16 protein-coding genes are annotated in these 18,848 nt (G+C 71.4%); 5 read left to right on the top strand and 11 right to left on the bottom strand.

Annotated features, from left to right (window positions below):
• Positions 1 to 2 precede the first annotated feature (2 nt).
• The 9 genes from QO011_RS39755 to QO011_RS39715 form a co-directional block, all read right to left on the bottom strand.
• On the bottom strand, positions 3 to 905 hold the full coding sequence (locus QO011_RS39755) for an alpha/beta fold hydrolase (RefSeq protein ID WP_307285435.1): 903 nt from the start codon (positions 903 to 905) through the stop codon (positions 3 to 5).
• 82 nt (positions 906 to 987) lie between these two features.
• Complete coding sequence (gene purD, locus QO011_RS39750) at positions 988 to 2,262, bottom strand: phosphoribosylamine--glycine ligase (RefSeq protein ID WP_307285432.1); 1,275 nt, start codon at positions 2,260 to 2,262, stop codon at positions 988 to 990.
• A 408-nt stretch (positions 2,263 to 2,670) separates the two neighbouring features.
• Positions 2,671 to 3,366 carry a class II aldolase/adducin family protein gene (locus QO011_RS39745; RefSeq protein ID WP_307285428.1) on the bottom strand — a complete coding sequence of 232 codons (696 nt, stop codon included), beginning with the start codon at positions 3,364 to 3,366 and terminating at the stop codon, positions 2,671 to 2,673.
• Entirely contained in the window at positions 3,366 to 4,748 is a 1,383-nt protein-coding gene (locus QO011_RS39740; protein ID WP_307285425.1) for an FGGY-family carbohydrate kinase, read from the bottom strand. The genes QO011_RS39745 and QO011_RS39740 overlap by 1 nt, the downstream gene beginning before the upstream one ends.
• Positions 4,749 to 4,793: 45 nt before the next feature.
• Positions 4,794 to 5,837, bottom strand: coding sequence for an ABC transporter permease (locus QO011_RS39735; RefSeq protein WP_307285423.1), 1,044 nt, complete (start codon positions 5,835 to 5,837; stop codon positions 4,794 to 4,796).
• A complete protein-coding gene (locus QO011_RS39730; RefSeq protein ID WP_307285419.1) occupies positions 5,830 to 6,849 on the bottom strand; it encodes an ABC transporter permease in 1,020 nt (339 codons plus the stop codon). Before QO011_RS39730 ends, QO011_RS39735 begins: the two co-directional genes overlap by 8 nt.
• Positions 6,842 to 8,335: a sugar ABC transporter ATP-binding protein gene (locus QO011_RS39725; protein ID WP_307285417.1), complete on the bottom strand. Its 1,494-nt coding sequence runs from the start codon at positions 8,333 to 8,335 to the stop codon at positions 6,842 to 6,844. The genes QO011_RS39730 and QO011_RS39725 overlap by 8 nt, the downstream gene beginning before the upstream one ends.
• A 7-nt stretch (positions 8,336 to 8,342) precedes the next feature.
• Positions 8,343 to 9,347: a substrate-binding domain-containing protein gene (locus QO011_RS39720; RefSeq protein ID WP_307285414.1), complete on the bottom strand. Its 1,005-nt coding sequence runs from the start codon at positions 9,345 to 9,347 to the stop codon at positions 8,343 to 8,345.
• Between the two features lie 30 nt (positions 9,348 to 9,377).
• Positions 9,378 to 10,433 carry a LacI family DNA-binding transcriptional regulator gene (locus tag QO011_RS39715; RefSeq protein WP_307285411.1) on the bottom strand — a complete coding sequence of 352 codons (1,056 nt, stop codon included), beginning with the start codon at positions 10,431 to 10,433 and terminating at the stop codon, positions 9,378 to 9,380.
• 237 nt (positions 10,434 to 10,670) lie between these two features.
• Here QO011_RS39715 and QO011_RS39710 point away from each other — a divergent pair, with 237 nt between their 5' ends.
• Entirely contained in the window at positions 10,671 to 11,558 is an 888-nt protein-coding gene (locus QO011_RS39710; RefSeq protein ID WP_307285409.1) for a sugar phosphate isomerase/epimerase family protein, read from the top strand.
• Positions 11,559 to 11,812: 254 nt separating this feature from the next.
• On the opposite strand, the gene QO011_RS39705 is transcribed toward QO011_RS39710, so the two are convergent.
• Both QO011_RS39705 and QO011_RS39700 read right to left on the bottom strand, forming a co-directional pair.
• Complete coding sequence (locus tag QO011_RS39705) at positions 11,813 to 12,814, bottom strand: VOC family protein (RefSeq protein ID WP_307285407.1); 1,002 nt, start codon at positions 12,812 to 12,814, stop codon at positions 11,813 to 11,815.
• Between the two features lie 14 nt (positions 12,815 to 12,828).
• On the bottom strand, positions 12,829 to 13,608 hold the full coding sequence (locus tag QO011_RS39700; RefSeq protein WP_307285403.1) for an SDR family oxidoreductase: 780 nt from the start codon (positions 13,606 to 13,608) through the stop codon (positions 12,829 to 12,831).
• Between the two features lie 148 nt (positions 13,609 to 13,756).
• Here QO011_RS39700 and QO011_RS39695 point away from each other — a divergent pair, with 148 nt between their 5' ends.
• The 4 genes from QO011_RS39695 to QO011_RS39680 are packed head-to-tail and all read left to right on the top strand — an operon-like array spanning position 13,757 to position 18,661.
• The gene (locus QO011_RS39695; protein WP_307285401.1) at positions 13,757 to 14,860 is read left to right on the top strand and encodes an NAD(P)-dependent alcohol dehydrogenase; all 1,104 of its coding nucleotides are present in this window, start codon (positions 13,757 to 13,759) and stop codon (positions 14,858 to 14,860) included.
• A 25-nt stretch (positions 14,861 to 14,885) separates the two neighbouring features.
• Positions 14,886 to 16,487 carry a bifunctional 3-(3-hydroxy-phenyl)propionate/3-hydroxycinnamic acid hydroxylase gene (locus tag QO011_RS39690; RefSeq protein ID WP_307285399.1) on the top strand — a complete coding sequence of 534 codons (1,602 nt, stop codon included), beginning with the start codon at positions 14,886 to 14,888 and terminating at the stop codon, positions 16,485 to 16,487.
• Positions 16,484 to 17,386 (top strand): fumarylacetoacetate hydrolase family protein, encoded by a 903-nt coding sequence (locus tag QO011_RS39685; protein ID WP_307285397.1) that lies wholly within the window; start codon positions 16,484 to 16,486, stop codon positions 17,384 to 17,386. The genes QO011_RS39690 and QO011_RS39685 overlap by 4 nt, the downstream gene beginning before the upstream one ends.
• Before the next feature lie 45 nt (positions 17,387 to 17,431).
• On the top strand, positions 17,432 to 18,661 hold the full coding sequence (locus QO011_RS39680) for an MFS transporter (RefSeq protein WP_307285394.1): 1,230 nt from the start codon (positions 17,432 to 17,434) through the stop codon (positions 18,659 to 18,661).
• The last annotated feature ends 187 nt before the right edge of the window (positions 18,662 to 18,848 follow it).

Raw genomic sequence — 18,848 nt, 5'->3', positions numbered from 1 at the left:
CCTCAGCCCCGCAGGAAGGCGACGAGGGCGGCGGCGGTGGCCGCCGGGTTCTCCTCGGGCAGGAAATGCCCGCCCTCGATCGGCGCGCCGGAGACGTCGGCCGCCCATTCGCGCCAGACCTCGAGCGTGCTGCGGCCCTTGGCGGGGAAGCCGCCGACGCCCCAGGCCGCGAACAGCGGGCAGAGGATCCTGCGGCCGGCCTCCCGGTCGGCCGCGTCGTCGGCGCGGTCGACGCCGGCGCCGGCGCGATAATCCTCGCAGGCGGCATGGATGCGGCTCGGCTCGGCGAAGGCGGCGCGGTAATGGGCCAGCGCCCGGGGGTCGAAGGCGTCCAGCGTCTTGGCCGCGGTCCAGCTCGCCAGCGTGTGCTCGAGATAGGCGATCGGCGCGCCGCCGATCAGCGTCTCCGGCAGGCTCTCGGGTTGCGCCAGGAACAGCCAATGATAGGTCGCCATCGCCCGGGCGGCGTCCATGCCCGCCCACATCTCCAAGGTCGGCACGATGTCGAGCACGGCGAGCCGCTCGAGGCGGCCGGGATGGTCGAGCGCCAGGCGATAGCCGACGCGCGCGCCTCGATCGTGCCCAGCGAGGCGGAAGCGGGCATGGCCGAGCGCCGCCATGACGGCGACGGCGTCCTCGGCCATCGCCCGCTTCGAAAAGGTGCGGTGCTCCGCGTCCGAGCGCGGCGCCGAGGACCAGCCATAGCCGCGCAGGTCCATCAGCACGACCGAGAAGTGCTCGGCCATGGCCGGGGCGATCCGGTGCCACATCACATGGGTCTGCGGGAAGCCGTGCAGCAACAGGAGCGGCGGGCCGCTGCCGCCGCTGCGGGCGAAGATCCGCCCGGCCTGCGTGTCGATCCAGTGCGAGGCGAAGCCGGGGAAGAGGTCGGCGAGGTCGGGCATGACGGCGTCTCCCTTGCTTGCGGGCCCATGGGGGCCCGCGCGTCAAGTCGCAGTCCGAACCGGCGGCCCCCGGGTCGCCGGCTCAGGCCTTGCGGGCCACGGCTCGCCAGCCGATGTCGCGCCGGCAGAAGCCCTCGGGCCAGTCGATGGCGGCCACCGCCTCGTAGGCCCGGGCCTGCGCCGCGGCGACGTCGGCGCCCGTGGCGGTGATGCCGAGGACGCGCCCGCCATCGGCGAGGATGCGGTCGCCCTCGCGCCGCGTGGCGGCGTGGAAGACCAGCACGTTCTCCATCGAGGCGGCCTGCGCCAGGCCGCGGATCTCGCTGCCCTTCTCCACCGCGCCGGGATAACCCTGCGTCGCCATCACGACGCAGAGCGCCGCCTCGTCCTTCCAGCGCAGCGACACCGATTTCAGCACGCCGTCGGCCGAGGCGATCAGCGCCGGCAGCAGGTCGGAGCGCAGGCGCGGCATCAGCACCTGCGCCTCGGGGTCGCCGAAGCGCACATTGTGCTCGATCAGCTTCGGCCCCTCCCGGGTGATCATCAGGCCGGCGAACAGCACGCCCTTGAACGGCGTGCCGCGGATCTCCATCGCCTTGACCGTTGGCAGGATGATGGTCTCCATCACCTGCGCCTCCAGGGCCGGCGTCATGACCGGCGCCGGCGAATAGGCGCCCATGCCGCCGGTGTTCGGGCCCTTGTCGCCGTCGAAGACGCGCTTGTGGTCCTGGGCCGAGGCGAGGGCCAGGGCGTGCTTGCCGTCGCACAGGGCGAAGAAGCTCGCCTCCTCGCCTTCGAGGAAGTCCTCGATCACAACTTCGGCGCCGGCCTTGCCGAGGCCGCCGCCGAGCATCATGTCGATCGCCGCGTCCGCCTCGGTCAGGGTCGCGGCCACGACCACGCCCTTGCCGGCGGCGAGGCCGTCGGCCTTGACCACGATCGGCATGCCGCGGTCGCGGGCATAGGCCTTGGCCCAGTCGGGGTTGGAGAAGCGCTGATAGGCCGCGGTCGGGATGCCGAACTCGCGGCAGAGGTCCTTGGTGAAGCCCTTCGAGCCCTCCAGGGCGGCGGCCGCCTTGCTCGGGCCGAAGGCCTTGATGCCGGCCGCGGCGAGGTCGTCGACCAGGCCCGCCACCAGCGGCGCCTCCGGGCCGACGACCACGAAGTCGATGGCGTGCTTCCGGCAGAAGGCGATCACCGCCTCGTGGTCGGCGGCGTCGAGATCCGCGCAGACCGCGCATTCCTCCATGCCCGGGTTGCCCGGGGCGGCATAGAGCCGGTCGCAGAGCGGACTGGCCGTGATCGCCCAGGCCAGGGCATGTTCGCGCCCGCCGGAGCCGATGAGAAGGACGTTCATGCACCCGCCGTCGAAAGATGTCGCCGCCCGACCTTTGCCCGATCGGGGGCGACCTTGCAACGCATGTCGTCGGACGAGCTTCGATGCGCAGGGAGCCGCGCAAGGGACGGGCGGCCGCGAATCAAGACATGGCGCGGAAAAGCCTTCTCCGCGAAGCGGGGAAGGTGCCCATGCGGAGCATGGGCGGATGGGGTGTGGTGGGCAGGTCTGGACCAGAGTTCGGCTGGCGCGACGGTCGTGCAAACCGGTCGAAGGGCACGATCTGGCGGGCCACGCCCCATCCGGCTCGACTTCGTCGAGCCACCTTCCCCACCTTCGGTGGAGAAGGCTTTCGCGCGCTTCGTCCTGCTCTGTCCGAGCCTTGGTTTGGGCGCCGGTGATCCAACGCCTGCGGAGCCTTGCCCCGAATCAGCTCGCCGGCGTCCGCGGCCGGGCGATGTCGTTGACGCCATCGAGATCCGGCGCCTGGCCGTAGCTCATGTTCTTCATCTGCTGGATGACGCGGGCCATCTCCTCGTCGGAGAGGATCGGCGGCTCGCCCAGCGTCAGGGCCTGGACGTAGAGGCGCGACAAGGTCTCCACCTCGATGGCCAGCGCCAGCGCCGCGGGCAGGGTCTTGCCGAGCGAGATCTGGCCGTGCTGGCCGAGCAGGCAGGCGAGGCGGTCCTGCAGCGCCTCCAGCGCGGCGTCGGACAGGGCCTGGGTGCCGAAGGTGGCATAGCTGGCGCAGCGGATGGTGGTGCCGCCGGCGACGCCGGTCATGTAGTGGAAGCTCGGGATGGTCTTGTGGTGGACGGCGAGCGTCGTCGCATAGACGGAATGGCAGTGCAGCACGACGTTGATGTCCTGGCGCGCCTGCAGGATGTCGCGGTGGAAGCGCCATTCCGAGGAGGGGCGGCGGCGCCCCTCATAGGTGCCGTCGAAGAACATCTGCACCAGGTCCTCCGGCTCCATCTGGTCGTAGGGCAGCGAGGTCGCCGTGATCAGGAAGCCGGCGGCGTTGCGCACGGAGAGGTTGCCGGCGGTGCCCTGGTTGATGCCGCTGTCGTTCATGCGGCGGCAGGTCGCCACCATCTGGCGGCGCAGTTCGAGGTCGTCGGACATCAGTCGGGGTTCCTTCTGGCGTTGGCCCTGTCCCGCCATCGGGCGCGGTAGGCGTCGAGGCCGGGCAGGGAGAGGGGCTGGGTGGTGGCGAGGTCGAGCGGCGCCGGCCCGCTGCGAGCCTCGTGGCCGGCGAGCAGGGCGGCGCCGGTGGCGGTGCCGTAATGGTCGAGATTGACGCGCACCGCCCGGTCCGGGCGCAGCGCCGCGATCAGCGCGGCATAGAGCGGATCGCGGGCGAAACTGCCGTCGAGCACAACGGTTGCGCTGGCGGTGCCGTCGAGGCAGCGATCGGCGATGAGCGCGCAATAGAGCAGGGCGAGCGTGCCGCGGGCGGCGGCCTCGTCCTTCAGCGGTCCCTCGATCGCGCCGCGGCCCGCGGTGCCGGGATAGAGGCCGTCGTCGCTGCCGAAGGTCGGCAGCGCCAGGGTGCCGGTCGCGACGAGGCGCTCCAGCCAGGCGGGATCGGCGCCGCCCGTGCCCGGTCCCTTGACCGCGGCGAATTCGCGGCCGGCCATGGCGAGCACGCCGGGCAGCGGCCGGCCGAGCACGTCGGCATTGCAGCAGCGGCCGCCGCCTTCCTCGTCCGGCACGGCGCCGCCGTCGCTGATCGCCGCGATCCAGGTGCCGGAGGAGACCACGGTGACGTCGGTGAGGCCGGCCGCCTGGTAGCGGTAGAAATTGGCGCTGCTGTCGTGGATGCCGCAGATGATGCGCACCGCCGGGTCGAGGCCGGTCGCGGCCGTGAGCTCCGGCTTGAGCCGGCCGAGGCAGCGCCAGGCCGGCGCCAGATCAGGCATCAGCCGGAGCCAGCCGCGCTGCTCGGCCACGACGGAGGGCCGCGCTTCGGCCGGGCACCACAGGTGCGACTGCGCGGCGAGGCTCGTCACCTCGCTCGCCATCACGCCGCCGAGGCGCCAGGCCCAATATTGCGGGCCGGCGAGATAGGCCCGCGCCCGGGCGAAGGCCTCGGGCCAATGGCTCTCCAGCCAGAGCATCTGGCGGGCGAGATGCGAGGCGCCGAGCATGATGGCGCTGCCGCGCTCGCGGAAGGAGCCGGCCATCCCGGCATAGGCGGCTTCGATCTCGGGCGGCAGCGCCTGCTCGTAGTCGACCATCGGCAGGACCGGCCCGTCCTCGTCGACCAGCACGCCGCCGGAGCCGTGGCCGGTGGCGACGACGGCCTCGATGGCGTGGCGCGCTCCGAGGCTGCGCAGGCCCTGGATCAGCCAGGCCTCCAGGGCGCCGACATCGTGATGCGCATAGGGCGGCCCGGCCAGCACGGGATTGGCGGCCGAGATCGTCTCGACCAGCGCCCCGTCGGGCCGGGCGATGGTGAGCTTGACGTTGGTCTTGCCGACGTCGAACACGGCAACCGCCGTCATGCCTCGATTCCTGTCATCGTCTCGTTCCAAGCAGCATGCGCAGCCTCAGCCCGGCCTTCGCGGCCACGTGAGATAGGGCCGAATGGTCTGCACCGCCATCACCCCGATCAGGGTCAGCCCCCAGAAGGCGAGGGTGAGATAGTTGCTGAGGCCGTACTGGTTGAAGCCGGAGGAGATCACCTGCAGGATCGTCAGCGCCAGCATCAGCCCGGTAACCTTGCCGAAGCCGCCGAAGGGATCGACGCCGCCGAGCACCGCGGCCAGGATGGTGACGAGCAGGTAGGACTGGGCATATTCGGCGCTGGCCGAGTTGAAGATCGCCAGCATCACCGTGGCGGCGACGAAGCACAAGAGGCTCGACATCAGGTAGACGCCGACCAGCACCCGCTTCGTGTCGATGGCCGAAAAGCGTGTCGCCTCGATGTTGGAGCCGATCATGGCGCAGGCGACGCCGAAGGGCGTGCGCCGCAGGATCAGGCCGACCAGCAGCGTCATGACAACCAGCACCAGGAAGGTCATGGGCATGCCGAGCAGCGTGGCATTGCCGGCCGCGGAATAGAGGCCGGGAATGCCTGATATCGGCGTGCCGCGGGTGAGATAGATGCTGATGCCGTCGATCAGCGACTTGGTGCCGAGCGTCACCAGGATCGGATGCACGCCGGTATAGGCGACCAGCGCGCCGGTGACGAGGCCGATCACCGCGGCGAGCGCCAGGCCGGCGCCGAGCGCCGCCAGGATCGCCAGCACCGCCGCGCCGCCGCCGGTCTCCGGCCCGATCAGGGCGTTCATGATGAAGGCCATCAGGAGCGCGCACTGGTTGGTGGTGGCGATGATCGCGAGATTGAGCCCGCCGGTGATCAGCGGCACCACCATGGCGAGCGAGAGCAGGCCGAGCAGCGGCACCTGGAACATGAAGGCCTGCGCGGTGCGGCCGCTGGCAAAGCCGGGGATCGACAGGGAGAACAGCGCGATCAGGCCGATCAAGAGCGCGGTGAGGCCGGGAAAGCCGCCGGGCACGCCGCCGCGCAGGCGCGCCATCAGGCCGGTGAGGCCGGCCTGGCCGGCCCGCTCCTCGAACAGGTCAGCCATGGGCGGGCTCCCCGGCCGGATTGCGCCGGCGCCGGCGGCTGCGGGTGCTGAGCACGGTGATGGAGGTCGAGATCAGGATGGTGAGGCCGATGACGATCTGGAAGAAGTAGGAGGAGACGCCGAGCAGGTTGAGGCCGTTCTGCAGCATGGCGAGCAGCACGATGCCGCAGAGCACGCCCGGCACCGTGCCGATGCCGCCCGACAGGCTCGCCCCGCCGAGCACCGCGGCCGAGAGCACGGCGAGCTCGGTGCCGTACATGGCGCTCGGCACGCTCTCGCCGACCCGGTGCGCCTGGAGCAGGCCGGCCAGCGCCGCCATGAAGCCGAGGAAGCCGTAGGCGACATAGTGCAGCGCCGCGATGTTGGCGCCGACCCGCCGCGCCGCCTCCGGGTTGCCGCCCAGCGCATAGAGCTGGCGGCCGACCGTGCTGCGCGTCATCATCAGCCAGGTCAGGATCGCGGCGACCACCATCACCACCACAGGCAGGGTGATGCGGGTGAGGTCGCCGGCCGCGTCCTCCGTCTGCCAGAACACGATCCGGTCGGTCCACCAGTCCGGCAGGTTGTAGATCGACTTGCCGCCGGAGAAATACATCAGCAGCGAGAAGGTGACGCTCATCATCGCGATCGAGGCGATGATCGAGGTGATGCGCACGAAATGGATCAGCGTGGCGTTGAGGCAGCCGAGCGCCGTGCCGACCAGCAGGCCGGCGCCGATGCAGGCGAAGCCGGGCAGCTGCAGCCGCGCCGCCATCAGCGCGGCGAGATACTGGGCGACCGAGGCGGTCGCCGCGAAGGAGATGTCGATGCCGCCCGACACCAGCACCACGAACAGGCCGAGCGCCAGCACGGCCTGCACCGAATAGCTCTCCAGGAGGTCGACCAGGTTGGCCGTCGTCAGGAAGCCCGGCGCCGCGGCGCTGAGGAAGGCGCCGACGATCAGGATCACCCCGACGAGCCAGCTCTCCGGCCGGCGCCGCAGCCGCTGCAGCAGCTTGTCCGCGCTAGGCATAGATCCGCTCCTCCAGCTCGTGCTCGCCGATGCGGCCCGGCACAGCCTCCTCGACGATGCGCCCGGCCCGCATGTGCAGCACGCGGTCGCAGGTGGCGAAGACCTCCGGCACCTCGTCGGAGATCAACAGGATGCCGACGCCCTGGCGCGCCAGCTCTGCCACCACCTCGTAGATGCTCTGCTTGTTCTTGATGTCGACGCCGACCGTCGGGCTGTCGAGGATCAGCACCCTGGGCGCCGCCGCCAGCCACTTGGCCAGCACGACGCGCTGCTGGTTGCCGCCCGACAGGGTCTGCACCGGCCGGTCGAGGCCGCCGACCTTGATCGCCAGGCGCTTGACCCAGTCGGCCGCCAGCGTCCGGCGCCGGGCCGGGCTCATCAGCCCGAGCCGGTTGCTGAGCCGGCTCATCACCGCCAGGATGATATTGTCCTCGATCGACTGCTTGAGGATGACGCCGAGGCCGAGCCGGTCCTCCGAGACATAGGCGATGCCGGCCCTGAGCGCGTCGCGGTTTGACGTGAGGCGCAGCGGCCTGCCCTCGAGCGCGATGGTGCCGCTGTCGGGCCGGGTCATGCCGAACAGGGAGAGCGCCAGCTCCGTGCGCCCGGAGCCGAGCAGGCCGGTGAGGCCGAGCACCTCGCCGCGGCGCAGGGTGAAGCCGATATCGGCATAGTCGCCGGCGCGGGTGAGCCCGTCGACGGCGAGCAGCGGCGGGGCGTCGGCGAGGTCGCGGGCGACGACGGCGTGCTGGATGTCGAGGCCGGTCATGAGATGGCCGATGCGGCGCTGGTCGACCTCGGCGGCGGGGAAGGTGCCGACCTTGCGCCCGTCGCGCATCACGGTGACGCGCTCGGCGATCTCGACCACCTCGTCGAGCCGGTGCGAGACGAACACCACGGCGATGCCGTCGGCCTTGAGGCGGCCGACGATGGCCAGCAGCCGGTCGACCTCGGCGCGGGTGAGGGAGGCGGTGGGCTCGTCCATGAAGATGAGGCGCGCTTCCCCGGCGAGGCCGCGGCAGATCGCCACGATCTGGCGCTCGGCCACCGAGAGCTCGGAGACCAGGGCATCGGGATCGAGGTGGAAATCGAGCCGGGCCAGCGTCGCCTGCGCGAGGCTGCGCATGCGGGCGAGGCGGGCCGGGCGGAGCAGGCCGGCGAGATGGCTCTCGACGGCGATGTTCTCGGCGACGCCGAGATTGGGGAACAGCGACAGGTCCTGGAAGATCACCTGGATGCCGAGGGCCTTGGCCCTGGCCGGCGTGAGGGGCAGGACCGGCTCGCCCTCGATGGCGACGGTGCCGGTGGTGGGCGCGATCACGCCCGCCACCGTCTTGATCAGGGTCGACTTGCCGCAGCCGTTCTCGCCGACCAGGCAATGGATCTCGCCGGCCCTGACGTCCCAGTCGATGTCGGCGAGCGCCTGGACGCCGCCGAACCGCTTGGAAAGGCCGGTGAGTTGCAGGAAGGGCGCGGCCGCGGTCATGCCGCCCTCACAGGCCCAGGGCCACGAGCCGGTCGATGTTCTCCTTGTCGAGCGCCTCCAGCTTCTGCGCCTGGATCAGGCGCTTCTCCTGGTTGATGCGCACCGGCCCGACCTCGGTCAGCTCCATGTTGTCGGTGAGCGGCTTGCCGGCGGCGAGCAGCGTCGCGACCTGGACGAAGATCTCGCCGGCGGTCATCGGGTTCCAGATGAAGCCGCCGCGGATGATGCCGGCCTTGACGTATTTCTCGCCCTGGCCGGGGGAGAAGCCGCCGACCAGCGCCACGGTCTTGGCCTTGCCGCGATCGTCGAGCGCCTTGGAGGCGCCGATCGGGCCCTGCGAGCCGAAGGTGAGGATGCCGGTGAGGTCGGGATGGGCGCGCAGCTGGTCGAGCGCGGTCTTGTAGCTGTCGTCCAGGCTCTCGGCGACGCCGAAGCGGTCGCCCAGCATCTCCATGTGCGGGTACTTCTCCTTCTGGTAGGCGATCGCCGCATCGGCCCACTTGTTGTGCAGCGGCACGGTGAGCGAGCCGACATAGACGATGTACTTGCCCTTCTCGCCCATCTGCTGGGCCAGGAGGTCCATGTGCTTCTCGCCATAGGCCTTGATCGTCGTCAGCTCGAAGTCCCAGTCGTTCTCCTTCTGGTCGGGGCTCTCGTGCGTCAGCACCTTGATGCCGGCGGCGCGGGCGCGCTTGCAGACCGGCTCCAGCGCGGCGGCGTCGTTGGGGACGATGCCGATGACGTCGACCTTGCGGGCGATCAGGTCCTCGATGGCGCTGACCTGCTGGGCGGCGTCGGCCTGGGTCGGGCCGATCATCCAGGCATCGGCGTTGAACTGCGGCGCCGCCTTCTTGATGCCGACCTCCATGGCGTTGAACCAGGGGATGCCCCCGATCTTCACGACGATGCCGATCTGCGGCTTCTTGGCCTGCGCCCAGACGGCGGGAGCGGCGAGCGTGGTCGCGGCGGCGCCTGCGCCGAGCATCAGCGCTTTGCGTCGGGTGATGATCATCGTGTCTTCCTCCTCGTTGGTTTCTCGTTGTCAGGCGGCCGTGCCGGGGCTGCGCGTGGCAGCCGGCACGGCCGGGCCGTCCGCTCCGGCGGATCGGCCCGGTGTCCGCAGCGTCGAGCCGCGGATCTCGATCGCGCATGTCAGCCGGAGCGTGTCCGGGGGCGAGGCGTCGCCCTTCATGCGCTGCATCAGGCGCCGCCAGGCCGCCTCGGCCATGGCCTCCACCGGCTGGCGGACGGCGGTGACGGCGGGCGTGACGAGACGCATCCACTCGGTCTCGTCGAAGCTGGCGAAGAGGAGGTCGCGGGGGATGGCGAGGCCGAGCTCGCCGAGCACCTGGTAGGCGACCAGCGTGGTGCCGTGGTCGAGGGTGAGCAGCGCGTCAGGCCGTGGGCCCGCGGCGAGGCGGGCGCGGAGCCGCGGCCGGATGGTGTCGGCCCTCAGGCCCGACTCGATCAGGCTGACCGCCATGGCGCCCGCCGCCAGGCGCACGCCGTCCCAGCGTTCGCGGATGTTGGTGATGCGCAGCGTGCTGCCGGCGACGAGGCAGCTCGCCGCGCCCTGCGCCGCGATGTGGCGGGTGACGAGGGCCGCCGATTCGGCATTGTTCACGGCGATGAGGTCGTAGGCGCCGTCGTCGGGGATGCGGTCGGCCACCACGATCGGGAAATGCGCCTGGCGTGGCCGGCGTGCGGTGAGGCCGCCGTCGCAGGGAATGACGATCAGGCCGGCCGGGCGCCAGGCCTGGATGGCGTCGAGGCGCGCCGCCTCCTCGCCCGGATCGTCGTTGGAGCTGACCACGATCAGGTCGAAGCCGTCCTCGCGCGCGAGGTGCTCGATGATCGAGACGAAGGCGCCGAACATCGGGTTGGCGAGGTCCGGCACCACCAGGCCGGCCAGCGCCTGCTTGCCCGAGCGCAGGCGCGAGGCGCTGCTGTCGGCGACGTAGCCGAGCTCGGCGACCACCGCCCGCACGCGCTCGGCCAACGCCGCGGCGACCGTCGGCTTGCCGTTGAGCACGTTGGAGACCGTCGCCACGGACACGCCGGCGCGCTCGGCAACGGTGCGGATGGAGACGGGTTTCACCCCTGACGGCTCCCGCGAATGGGCGCCCGGTCTTGTGCCGGACGTCCTCCCATAAAACGTTTTATGAAACGCTAGACTTCCGGCCGATCTCTGTCAATCATGGCGGAACGGCGAGCGCGGGCGGCGGGGCGGACGGCTCCCGGCCAGGCGTGAAGACGCCGCAGAATCGGCGGGAACGCCGGGCGCCGCGAGCGGCGCGTCGGAAGATCCGGCCCAGGGCAGGAAACGGAGCAGGACATGAACAAGCTGGGTGTGCACGCGCTCGTCTGGGCCGCGGGATGGAGCCATGAGGAATGCGCCCGGGCCATCGGCCAGTCGGCCGAGCTCGGCTTCGACATCATCGAGGCGCCGGCGCTCGATCCCGGCTCGATCGACGTCGACTTCACCCGCCGCGAGCTGGAGAAGAACGGCATCGCCATCACCTTCTCGCTCGGCCTCGACGCCGCGACCGACATTTCCAGCGGTGACGCGGACAAGGCGCGCAAGGGCGAGGCGCGGCTGAAGGAGGCGCTGGCGGTCGCGCGCGACCTCAACGCCTCGCATGTCTGCGGCATCCTCTATTCCGCCTTCCAGAAATACAGCCTGCCGCCGACGAAGGACGGCGTCGCCCGTTCGGTGGAGGTGCTGCAGAAGGTGGCCGAGACCGCGGCGGCGAGCGGCATCACCCTCGGGCTCGAAGTGGTCAACCGCTACGAATCCAACGTGCTCAACACCGCCTCCCAGGCGGTCGAGATGGTCAGGCGCATCGGCGCGCCCAACGTGAAGGTGCATCTCGACTGCTACCACATGAACATCGAGGAGGCGGACATCGAGGCGGCCATCATCGGCACCGGCGAGCATCTCGGCTATTTCCACACCGGCGATTCCAACCGCGGCTATCTCGGCTCCGGCTCGATCGATTTCGGCCGGGTGTTCCGCGCGCTGGTGAAGGCGAACTACCAGGGGCCGATCACCTTCGAATCCTTCTCCTCCGTCGTGGTCGGCCAGCCGCTCGAAGGCATCCTCGGCATCTGGCGCAACCTCTGGGAGGACGGCCGCGACCTCGCCTCTCACGCCAAGGCGTTCACGCAGGCGCACCTGAAGGCCGCTGAGGAGGCGCACCGGCGCCGGAGCCCGCTGGTGTAGGCTCCGTGATCAATGGCGCAGATCGGCGGGCGAGACACGACTGGAGTCGATAGAGACGCGACACCTGCGTCTTCCCTCTCCCTTGCGGGGAGGGATAAAGGGTGGGGGTCGTGCAGAACGAAGCGGACCGGCTCGCCAAGGGTGCTTTGGGGCCCACGCAGCGCCCTATTCTGATGGACCCCCACCCCTTACCCCTCCCCGCAAGGGGGAGGGGATTATCTGGCGTCGCGTACGATGCTTCGTCTCCAGCCCCCTCAGCTCCCCTCCGCCAGGTAGCGCTCCAGTGTCATCGGGTTGGGCCTGACCGCCGCGGGCTGCACCTCGGTGTCCTCGAACGGCGTCGCCTCCTCGAACCAGCGCTTGCGGGCGGGGAAGCCCCAGGGGAAGGCGACGGCGGGGTCGTGCGGGTCCCAGCGCACCGGCTCGTTCTCCAGGTCCATCACCTGGTAATGGGTGTTGAACAGCTCGACCCGGTGGCCGTCGGGGTCGCGGAAATAGACGAACAGCGCGTGGCCGGGCCCGTGCCGGCCGGGGCCGCGCTCGACGTTGCGGCCGTAGCCGAGCTCGCCGGCGATGTCGCAGGCCCGCAGCAGGTGCTGCGTCTCCGGCACCATGAAGGCGACGTGGTGCAGGCGCGGGCCGTCGCCGTTGAAGAAGACCAGGTCGTGCGGGTTGCCCTTGCGCTGCAGGAACACGGCGCGGATGTCCTCGGCGCTCCCGCCGACATATTCGGTCAGCCAGAAGCCGAGCTCGGTGTAGAAGCCGAGCGCGGCCTCGAGGTGCGGCGTCAGGAGCTGCACATGGTCGATGCGCAGGGCCGAGCCGCCGCGATGGCGGTGGAAGCGGGTGATCTGGCGCGGCTCGGTCGGCATGCGGGCGCAGAGCTCCAGCCGGATGCCGAACGGGTCGGTCGCGTGCAGCGTCGGGCCCTGGTGCGCCACCTCCGCCCGCGCCGCCGGGCAGCCGCGCCCGGCGAAGAAGGCCTGCGCCTTGTCGAGGTCGCCTTCCGTCAGCACCCGGAGGCCGATGCGGGCGCAGCGGGCCGGGCCGCCGCGGCGCCGCAGCACCAGGCTGTGGTGGCAGGCCTCCTCGACGCCGCGCAGGTAGAGCGTGTCGGCCTCCGCCAGGGTGACGACGAGGCCGAGCACCTCCTCGTAGAAGCGGCGGCTCGCCGTGAGGTCGGCCACGTCGAGCACGACATGGCTGGCGCGGGTGATGGTGAAGGGCGGGTCGAGGACCGGCGACGGCAGGGGCATGGCGGAGGCTCGCGTCAGACGAGGGCGGGATAGGATCCGCCGTCGAGGTGAAGATTCTGCCCGGAGATGAAGCCGGCCAGCGCGCTGCACAGGAAGGCGCAGGCGGCGCCGAACTCCTCCGGGCGCCCGAGGCGGCGGGCGGCGATGCTCTCCACCTGCCGGGCGCGCGCTTCCTCGAAGGAGATGGCCTCGCGCCGGGCCGCCGCCTCGGCCATGAAGATCTGGCGGTCGGTGTCGATACGCTCGGGCAGGAGATTGTTGATCGTCACGTTGTGGCGGGCGACGTCGAGCGAGATCGCCTTCATCGCCGCGGTCAGGCCGGCGCGCGGCGCCGCCGACAGGCTCATGAGGGCGCGCGGCGTCGTCACCATGGCCGAGGTGATGTTGACGATGCGCCCGAAGCGGCGGGCGATCATGCCCGGCAGCAGCGCCTTGGTGAGGAGGAGCGGCGCGGTCATGTTGCGCTCGGCCGCGGCCGGCCAGTCCGCCTCCTCGGTGTCGAGGAAGGCGCGGGGGGCGGGCCCGGCGCTGTTGTTGACGAGGATGTCGGCCGCGGGCAGGGCTCGCAGCAGCGCCGCGCGGCCCTCGGCCGTGGTGACGTCGCAGGCAAGGCCGCTCGCCCGGCCGCCGCCGCGGGCGTTGATCTCGGCCACCGTGCGCTCGACGTCGGCCGGCGTGCGGCCGGTGACGAGCACGTCGACGCCCTCGGCCGCCAGGGCCGCCGCGCAGGCCCGGCCGAGGCCCCGGCTCGAGCCGCAGACCATGGCCGTGCGTCCCTGCAGTCCCAGATCCATGCTCGTCTTCCCCTTGGCGCGCGCCGGCGGCGGGCATCCACAGAATAATGATCGATCATTTTATATTGCAAGCGTAATGATCGATCTGTACACGAAAGGGATGGTCGGCGGGCGGCATGGCGCGCCCGGGGCTGCCGGAGCAGGTCGCATGCACATCACCGCCGCCGTGTCCCGTGCCGTCGCCGCGCCGATGTCGATCGAGACGATCGAGCTCGCCGAGCCGCGCGACGACGAGGTGCTGGTGCGGCTCGTCGCGTCGGGCATCTGCCACACCGACCTCGCCATGCGGGACCACAAGATCTATCCGATCCCGCACCCCGCCGTGCTCGGCCACGAGGGCGCCGGCGTGGTCGAGCGCATCGGCCGGGCGGTGACGAGCGTCGAGCCCGGCGATCCCGTGGTGCTGAGCTTCGGCTCCTGCGGCGCCTGCCCGGCCTGCCGTGCCCGCCGGCCGAGCTATTGCGACCGCTTCGACGACCACAATTTCCACGGCACGCGGGCGGACGGCACCACGCCGCTGTCGCAGAACGGCCGGCCGATCAGCGTCTTCCAGGCCCAGTCCTCCTTCGCCACGCGGACGGTCTGCGCCGAGCGCCACGTGGTCAAGGTGCCGGCGGGCGTGCCGCTCGACCTCGTCTGCCCGCTCGGCTGCGCGGTGCAGACCGGCGCCGGCGGCATCCTCAATGTGCTCCGGGTCGGACCCGGCCAGTCCGTCGCCATCTTCGGCACCGGCTCGGTCGGCCTCTGCGCCCTGATGGCGGCGCGCATGGCCGGGGCCGGGGAGATCGTCGCCATCGATCGCAACGAGGCGCGGCTCGCGCTCGCCCTGGAGCTCGGCGCCACCCACGCGATCAATCCGCTGCGCGAAGCCGTGGTGCCGGCGGTGCGCGCCGTCACCGGCCGCGGCGTCGACTTCAGCTTCGAGACCACGGCCGACATGGGCGTGCTGCGCCAGGCCACGGACGTGCTGGCGCGCCGCGGCGTCTGCGGCTTCGTCGGCGGCATCCCGCCGGGCACCGAGGTGACGCTCGACGTCGAGCACATGATGACCGGCGGCCGCGGCTTCCGCGGCATCATCCTGGGCGACAGCGATCCGCCGGACTTCATCCCCGCCATGGCCGCGGCCATCGCCGACGGGCGCTTCCCGATCGGCCGGATCATCACCCGCTACCCCTTCGCCCGCATCAACGACGCCATCGCCGACTGCGAGGCCGGCCGGGCGATCAAGGCGGTCCTGCAGTTCGAGCCCTGAGCCGGCGCCGCAGACGAGGCATTCCGTGAGCACCCCCTTCTACGACGTCATCATCGTCGGCTACGGCCCGGTCGGCGCCGTGCTCGCCAACCGGCTCGGGCATGACGGCCTCCGCGTGCTGGTGGTCGAGCAGATGGCCGGCATCTACGACAAGCCGCGCGCCATCAACATCGACCACGAGGTGATGCGGGCGCTGCAGTCGGTCGGGCTGGCGGACAGGGTCGAGCCGACGACGATCCTCCATCCCGGCACGGATTTCATCGGGCTCGACGGCCGGCTGATCAAGGTGTTCGCCCCGCTCTCGCCGCCCTATCCCCTGCACTGGGCGCCGAACCTGATGTTCGTGCAGCCGGAATTCGAGCCGATCCTGCGCGCCGGCGCCGAGCGCTACCCCTGCGTCACCGTCCGGCTGAGCACGCGGGCCCTCGCGGTCGAGCAGGACGAGGATGGCGTGCGCCTCGCGCTCCGGCCGGTGGACGGCGGCGCGGAGGAGACGGTTTCGGGCCGCTACCTCGTCGCCTGCGACGGCGCCGCCAGCCCGGTGCGCAAGCAGCTCGGCATCGCCCAGGACAGCCTCGACTTCGACGAATGGTGGACGGTGGTCGACGCCTGGCTGCAGCGCCCGACGCCGCTGCCCCGCCGCACCACCCAGTTCTGCTGGCCCTCGGGGCCGACCACCTATGTCGTCGGCCCCGGCGCGCTGCGCCGCTGGGAGCTGAAGCTGATGCCGGGCGAGACGCCGGAGGACCACGCCGACGCGGACAGGCTGTGCGCCAGGCTGGCGCCCTTCGTCGATCCCGAGGCGATCGAGCTCTGGCGCGTCGCCACCTATCGCTTCCACGCCCTGGTGGCGCGGCACTGGCGCCGCGGCCGCATCTTCCTGGCCGGTGACGCCGCCCACCAGATGCCGCCCTTCCTGGCCCAGGGCCTGTGCTCGGGCATCCGCGACGTCGCCAATCTCGGCTGGAAGCTGAGCGAGGTCATCGCCGGCGCCCTGCCGGCGGCGATCCTCGACAGCTACGAGGCCGAGCGCAAGCCGCATATCCGTCACCTGGTGGCGACGACCAAGGAGATCGGCGAGATCATCGGCGAGCTCGACGTCGAGGCGGCCCGGCGCCGCGACGCCAGGCTCGGCGACGCGCTCGATGCCGGCACCGCCGTGACGGTGCGCCAGAAGCTGATCCCCGACCTCGAGGCCGGCCTGATCGCCCGCGGCCCCGACGGCCGGCCGGCGCCGGCGGCGGGCAGCCTGTTCCCGCAGCCGGTGGTGCGCGAGCATGCCGGCGGCCGGGCCCTGCTGGACGATCTCGCGCCCGAGCGTTTCCTCATCCTCACCGCCGGCGAGACCCGCCGCGGCGCCGCGGCAGCAGCCGTCATGGAGCGGCTCGGCGCCGTGCACCTGCATCTCGGCGAGGCGGGCGTGCCGCCCGCCCTGGGCGAGATCGCCGAGGAGGGCGAGCTGCTGCGGGACTGGCTGGCGCAGCGCTCGGCCAGGGCGGCGCTGGTGCGGCCCGACAAGTACGTCTTCGGCCTCGCATCCGACAGCGACGGCCTGGAGAGCCTCTGCCGCGACCTTCTCGCCGCCGTCTTCGGCGCGCCGGCCCATCAGCAGGAAGCCACGCCATGAGATATGTCAGCCTCCGCCTGCCCGAGGGTATCGTGCCCGGCGTCGTCGACGCCGACGAGATCGTGCTGCTCTCGCCGCTCTTTGCCGATCTCGTCGCCGTCATCGAAGGCGGCGTGGCGGCGCGCGAGGCGGTCGGCGCGCTGGTGCGCGAGCGGTCGAGCCGCCGCGTGCCGCTGGCCGGTGCCGCGCTCGCCCCGCCGATCACACGCTTTCGCCGCGACGTGCTGTGCACCGGCTGGAACTACTGGGACCATTTCGAGGAGGGCCGCGCCGCCCGGCCGGCGCAGGAGCGGCCGAAGGCGCCGACCTTCTTCACCAAGGGGCCCGACGCGGTGATCGGCCCGCACGACGACATCGCCGTCGATCCCGCCATCTCGCCGACCTGGGACTACGAGGCCGAGCTGGCGCTCGTCTTCGGGCGGGCGGGCCGCTCGATCCCGGCCACGCAGGCGCTCGACCACGTCTTCGGCTATTGCCTCGCCAACGACGTGTCGCAGCGCGACCTGCAGCGCCGGCACGGCGGCCAATGGATGAAGGGCAAGAGCATCGACGCCACGACGCCGCTCGGGCCGATGCTGGTGACGGCCGACGAGATCGACCCGTCGGACCTGCAGCTCGAATGCGCCGTCAACGGCCAGGTCCTGCAGCGCGCCAGCACGCGGCAGATGGCCTTTGCCATCCCCGATCTCGTCGCCGAGCTCTCCTTCGGCATGACGGTCAGGCCGGGCGACGTGCTGCTCACCGGCACGCCGAGCGGGGTCGGCCAGTCGCGCCAGCCCCCGCTTTTCCTGAAAGACGGCGACGAGGTCGTCGTGACCGGCGAGGGCCTGGGCGCGCTGCGCAACCGCGTCCGCGCCGTGGACCTCGCCGGCGCCTCCGCCATCCGCCTCGAGGCTTGAGAGCGACGCCGGGCGACCCGAATGCATGTCTCCGGGGAGGGAGCGATGCCCAACAAATGGACGGTCCTGGCCGGCTGCCTGGTCGCGCTGACGGTCTCCTTCGCGCCGATCTACCTCTTCACGCTCGGCGTGTTCTCCAAGGCCATGGCGGCCGAGCTCGGCTGGAGCCGGGCCGAGATGTCGGCCGGCTTCTCCGTGGCCCAGCTCGCCGTCGCGCTGGTCTCGACCGTGGCGGGCGCCCTGCTCGACCGCATCGGCAACCGCCCGGTGATCCTGGTCGCGGCGATCGGCCTGCCGGTGGCGCTGGCCGCCTTCGGCGCCGTCGCCTCCTTCCCCGCCTATGTCGCCCTGGCCTTCGCCATGGGCGCGCTCGGCAGCTTCTCCAACCCGCCGAGCGTGCTGTCGCTCCTGCCCAAATGGTTCGACCGCAATCTCGGCCTCAGCCTCTCCATCGCCTCGCTCGGCATCGGCTTCGGCGGCACGCTGATGCCGATGGCCGCCCGCGCCGCGGAGGCCGCCTTCGGCTGGCGCGGCGGCTTTCCGGCTCTCGCCGCGCTCGTCGCCGTGGTCGGCATCGCCAACGCGCTGCTGCTGATCCGCGACCGGGAGAGCCTGCCGGCGGCGCAGGAGCCCGAGGTCGGCGGCCTCGCCTTCGCCGCGGTGGTGCGCGCCGCCGACTACTGGCTCCTGGTGGGCGCCTTCACCGTGATCGGCGCGATCTACTGGGGCACCACCTCGCAGCTCGGCCCGATCCTCGGGGACCGCGGCATGGGCCCGGCCGAGACGGCAGCGGCGCTCTCCGCCATGGGCATCCTGGTGATCGTCGGCCGCGCCGTCGGCGGCGTGCTGCTCGACCGCATGTCCGCCTATGTCCTCGGCTTCCTGTTCTTCGCCTCGGCGGCCTGCGGCTGCGTGCTGCTCACCGTCTCCTCGCTGCAGGGCTCGCCCTACCTCGCCGCCATGCTGCTCGGCGTGGCGCTCGGCGGCGAGGGCGACGTGATGGCCTATGTCCTGCGCCGGCGCTACGGCCAGCAGGCCTATGGCAAGGTGTTCGGCCTGTGCTTCGGCGTCTTCAACCTCGGCGGCCTGGTCGGCCCGATGGCCCTGGGCCTGGCCTATGACCGCTGGCACTCCTACGAGCTCGCCGGCATCGTCTTCGGCGCGGCGGGCCTCGCCGCCGCCTGCGTGTTCCTCGCCGTCGGACGGATGCGGCCGCCGCAGGGCGCGCCGGACGACGCCGGCGAGGGCCGGCAGGCGATGGCGGTCAATCCGTAGGGGACGGTCGAGCCATGACGGGTAGAAGCAATGGAATTAGCCGGCTATTCTCATTCTAAGCCGCGACGCCGACCGATCCCCTCCCCCCTTGCGGCTGTTGTGTTCACACATTTAGGTATTCGAGGCCTACCTAAGGTGATTCTCTCTCGCACGATTGATTCGCGAGAGATGGGCGATGGATATTTGC

The organism is Labrys wisconsinensis, from assembly GCF_030814995.1.
In the GTDB taxonomy this organism is placed as follows: domain Bacteria; phylum Pseudomonadota; class Alphaproteobacteria; order Rhizobiales; family Labraceae; genus Labrys; species Labrys wisconsinensis.
The sequence above is the reverse complement of the archived record's forward strand: the minus strand, read 5'-3'. Positions and strand labels throughout refer to the sequence as shown.

Bases quoted from the DNA above. Each gene is read 5' to 3' on its own strand.
- QO011_RS39735 (WP_307285423.1), bottom strand. From the start codon at position 5,837: ATGGCTGACCTGTTCGAGGAGCGGGCCGGCCAGGCCGGCCTCACCGGC.
- QO011_RS39695 (WP_307285401.1), top strand. From the start codon at position 13,757: ATGCACATCACCGCCGCCGTGTCCCGTGCCGTCGCCGCGCCGATGTCG.
- QO011_RS39745 (WP_307285428.1), bottom strand. From the start codon at position 3,366: ATGTCCGACGACCTCGAACTGCGCCGCCAGATGGTGGCGACCTGCCGC.
- QO011_RS39700 (WP_307285403.1), bottom strand. From the start codon at position 13,608: ATGGATCTGGGACTGCAGGGACGCACGGCCATGGTCTGCGGCTCGAGC.
- QO011_RS39710 (WP_307285409.1), top strand. From the start codon at position 10,671: ATGAACAAGCTGGGTGTGCACGCGCTCGTCTGGGCCGCGGGATGGAGC.
- QO011_RS39720 (WP_307285414.1), bottom strand. From the start codon at position 9,347: ATGATCATCACCCGACGCAAAGCGCTGATGCTCGGCGCAGGCGCCGCC.
- QO011_RS39680 (WP_307285394.1), top strand. From the start codon at position 17,432: ATGCCCAACAAATGGACGGTCCTGGCCGGCTGCCTGGTCGCGCTGACG.
- QO011_RS39725 (WP_307285417.1), bottom strand. From the start codon at position 8,335: ATGACCGCGGCCGCGCCCTTCCTGCAACTCACCGGCCTTTCCAAGCGG.
- QO011_RS39685 (WP_307285397.1), top strand. From the start codon at position 16,484: ATGAGATATGTCAGCCTCCGCCTGCCCGAGGGTATCGTGCCCGGCGTC.
- QO011_RS39740 (WP_307285425.1), bottom strand. From the start codon at position 4,748: ATGACGGCGGTTGCCGTGTTCGACGTCGGCAAGACCAACGTCAAGCTC.
- QO011_RS39730 (WP_307285419.1), bottom strand. From the start codon at position 6,849: ATGCCTAGCGCGGACAAGCTGCTGCAGCGGCTGCGGCGCCGGCCGGAG.
- QO011_RS39705 (WP_307285407.1), bottom strand. From the start codon at position 12,814: ATGCCCCTGCCGTCGCCGGTCCTCGACCCGCCCTTCACCATCACCCGC.
- purD (WP_307285432.1), bottom strand. From the start codon at position 2,262: ATGAACGTCCTTCTCATCGGCTCCGGCGGGCGCGAACATGCCCTGGCC.
- QO011_RS39755 (WP_307285435.1), bottom strand. From the start codon at position 905: ATGCCCGACCTCGCCGACCTCTTCCCCGGCTTCGCCTCGCACTGGATC.